3 protein-coding genes are annotated in these 2,691 nt (G+C 34.9%); 1 reads left to right on the forward strand and 2 read right to left on the reverse strand.

Features of this window, described 5'->3' with window-relative positions:
• Positions 1–131 precede the first annotated feature (131 nt).
• Positions 132–344, forward strand: a complete 213-nt coding sequence (locus tag BG20_RS04805; RefSeq protein ID WP_010191593.1) for a hypothetical protein — start codon at positions 132–134, stop codon at positions 342–344.
• Here BG20_RS04805 and BG20_RS04810 read toward each other — a convergent pair.
• Positions 341–1,762: an MFS transporter gene (locus tag BG20_RS04810; RefSeq protein WP_133936242.1), complete on the reverse strand. Its 1,422-nt coding sequence runs from the start codon at positions 1,760–1,762 to the stop codon at positions 341–343. The two genes, BG20_RS04805 and BG20_RS04810, sit on opposite strands and share 4 nt — an antisense overlap.
• Positions 1,763–1,938: 176 nt before the next feature.
• A partial coding sequence (locus tag BG20_RS04815; RefSeq protein ID WP_010191596.1) for an SIMPL domain-containing protein occupies positions 1,939–2,691 on the reverse strand: 753 nt, incomplete at its 5' end.

The raw sequence follows: 2,691 nt of genomic DNA on the forward strand, positions 1-2,691 counted from the left end.
TGTGAATTTAAGTTTGTTTTTCACATGCGATCATCATCATTGTCAAAAAAATCAACATTACATGATGTTTTTCCATTATTTGATATAATTTATCACTAAAGCATATCTAGTTTGGTTACACTATACATTTGATGAGCAATTACGATTTTCCAAAAGATCTGACAAAACCAGAGTTGAAGGAAAAACTAGAATCCCTAATTGAGTCTCACAAGAAAATATGCAAACTCTATGAAAATGCACGAGAGCGTAAGAATTCAGATATGGCCGACCGTCTGTATGCCGAAAGCAAACAAGTCTGGAAATCAATTGAAGATACAAAAAAAGAGATTTCTAAAAATCTTTAGATATTTTGTACTGTGACCTTTCTATTCAATGATATTGCAAATACAACCGATGTTAACGATATTGCAAATGCTGTAAGAAATATCAAATTATATGCCTCTGGTGTTGGAAAACTTCCTGAAATGCCTGTTACTGTGCCACGATGCATTTGCTGAAACATTCCGGCAATTGATGGCCCAATTGATTGGCCAATCAAATTAAGCAGTAAAGTCATCCCTAGTGCAATTCCTGCAAACTGTATTGGTGTAGATAACAAAACAACATTAAATCCACCGATAAATGCTAGTGACAATCCTGCAGCAATCACTGCAAGTGTAACCGTAAGCATAAAGTCAGAGGAGTGAAACAATAGTATACTTAAAAATCCAATTGAACCTAGAATTGTTCCAATCAAAACAAGTCTTTTATTTCCAATCTTTTCTAATGCAAAACCCGATGATATACTACCAACTAGAAAAATTATCATAAATGGCATCTGAATTGCTGCAGTTGTTAGTTCAGTTCCACCAAATCCTAACGGTTGTGGACTTTGTATCATGATTGGTATTGTCTGATATACCATAAACGTACACAATCCAACTATTAACAAAATCATAATTCCAAATAACAACATCTTATTTTTCAATAGCTTCAAATCGATTAGTGGTGATTCTGTTCTTTTCTCAATTATGATAAACACAAATAATGAAATTATTGTCGTTGCAAAAAATGCCAATGACTCATAAATTTCTCCTTCACTGTTTTGAATATATGAAATACCTACTAGGAATGAAATAATTGTAATTGAAAGAAATATCGAACCTTTAATGTCAATTGAGATTTTCTTTTCTGAGCTATTTGGTAAAGGCGTAACATGAATGAATTTCAGTATAAAAATTCCAAGTAATACTGCTATAGGAAAAACTGTGAAAAATGTTGCATGCCATCCATAGTGTTGAACTATGTTCGCCCCCATTAACAGCCCTATGGTTGCCCCAGCTGGAAACGTTGAAGAAAATATTGATTGGCCTACTGCTAATTTCTTTTCTGGCAGTACCTCTCTGATTATTCCAAATGCTATTGGGAACATTGCTATACCAATTCCTTGAGCCGCTCTTGCAGCAAGCATAAATGGAAAACTATCAGCAAATCCCCCTGCTAAAATTCCTGCAGAATAAATTGACATTACTATTAACAAAACTTTTTTTCTACCATACACATCTGATAATTTTCCAGCAATTGGTGTTGCAACTGCACCTGCAATCATGTATGTTGATAGGATCCATGCTGAAGTGTTATATGGTATTTCAAAGTCTTCAATCAAAGCAGGTATTGCCGGAAGAAGCATTGTTTCTCCGTACATTGCAATTAATCCTAAACAACTCAGTGTTCCAAGTATGAGCCATGCAGAACGATTGATTTTTTCGTTTTCGACTGTCAATTTTGTTGTCAACCACAGCCGTTTTACAAGTTTAAAATACTTTTACTATTCTCACTTGTTACAATTAAAAATCCTATTTTTAATTCATAAGATGTCTATCCAAATATCAAAGCATTTTAAATTAACATAATGTTCAGATTCAGATCATTTCAAATAAAAAATAAAAAATAAAATGCCTAGTTGCTTCCAATAATGAATACAACGTTGACACTTGTAGTGACGTCTTGGTCAGATGAGAATACTGGTGTTGGTGCTCTTACAGCTTCAGACATTGAATATGCAACTCCTCCATACATTGGTTGAGGCATTGCAAATTCATTCAATGAAACCATCTTGACTCCAATTATTTTGTGATCAAGTGGAGCTAGAGCCATCTCTGCCTTGGATTTGGCATTTGTGACTGCTTTTCCAAGCAAATCATCTTTTAGACTTTGTTGCTTTGCAGGAGATAAGGCAAAGTAAACATTGTCGACTCTATTTGTACCTGCATTAACTGCATTGTCAATTATGCTTGCTGCACTGTCAAGTTTAGCTGTACTGACTGTAACAATATTTGATACTCTGTATCCTACAAGTTCCTGAGTCCACATTCCAGTAGTTTTATTCTCATAGGAATTGTAGACAGGTGAGATGTTAAATGAACTCGTGCTAATCTCTGACTCTGAAATTCCAGCCGATTTTATCGCTGAAATTATTTTATCCATATCTGCAGAGTTTGAATCAAGTGCTGCTTTAGCTGTCTTTTCCTGCGTTTCTACACCAAAGTTGATGTTGAGTTGATCTGGTTTTACAGATGCACTAGCCATTCCAGTTACTGAGATTGTTTTTTCCCTTGATGGATATGGTGTTGTTTCTTGTGCATCAGCGTTTGGTGCAACTGCAAGTGTACTCATAGTTATAGAAACCACTAGTACCACAATTATCGCTGT

Origin of the sequence: Candidatus Nitrosarchaeum limnium BG20 (genome assembly GCF_000241145.1) — an archaeon.
In the GTDB taxonomy this organism is placed as follows: domain Archaea; phylum Thermoproteota; class Nitrososphaeria; order Nitrososphaerales; family Nitrosopumilaceae; genus Nitrosarchaeum; species Nitrosarchaeum limnae.

Bases quoted from the DNA above. Each gene is read 5' to 3' on its own strand.
- BG20_RS04805 (WP_010191593.1), top strand. From the start codon at position 132: ATGAGCAATTACGATTTTCCAAAAGATCTGACAAAACCAGAGTTGAAG.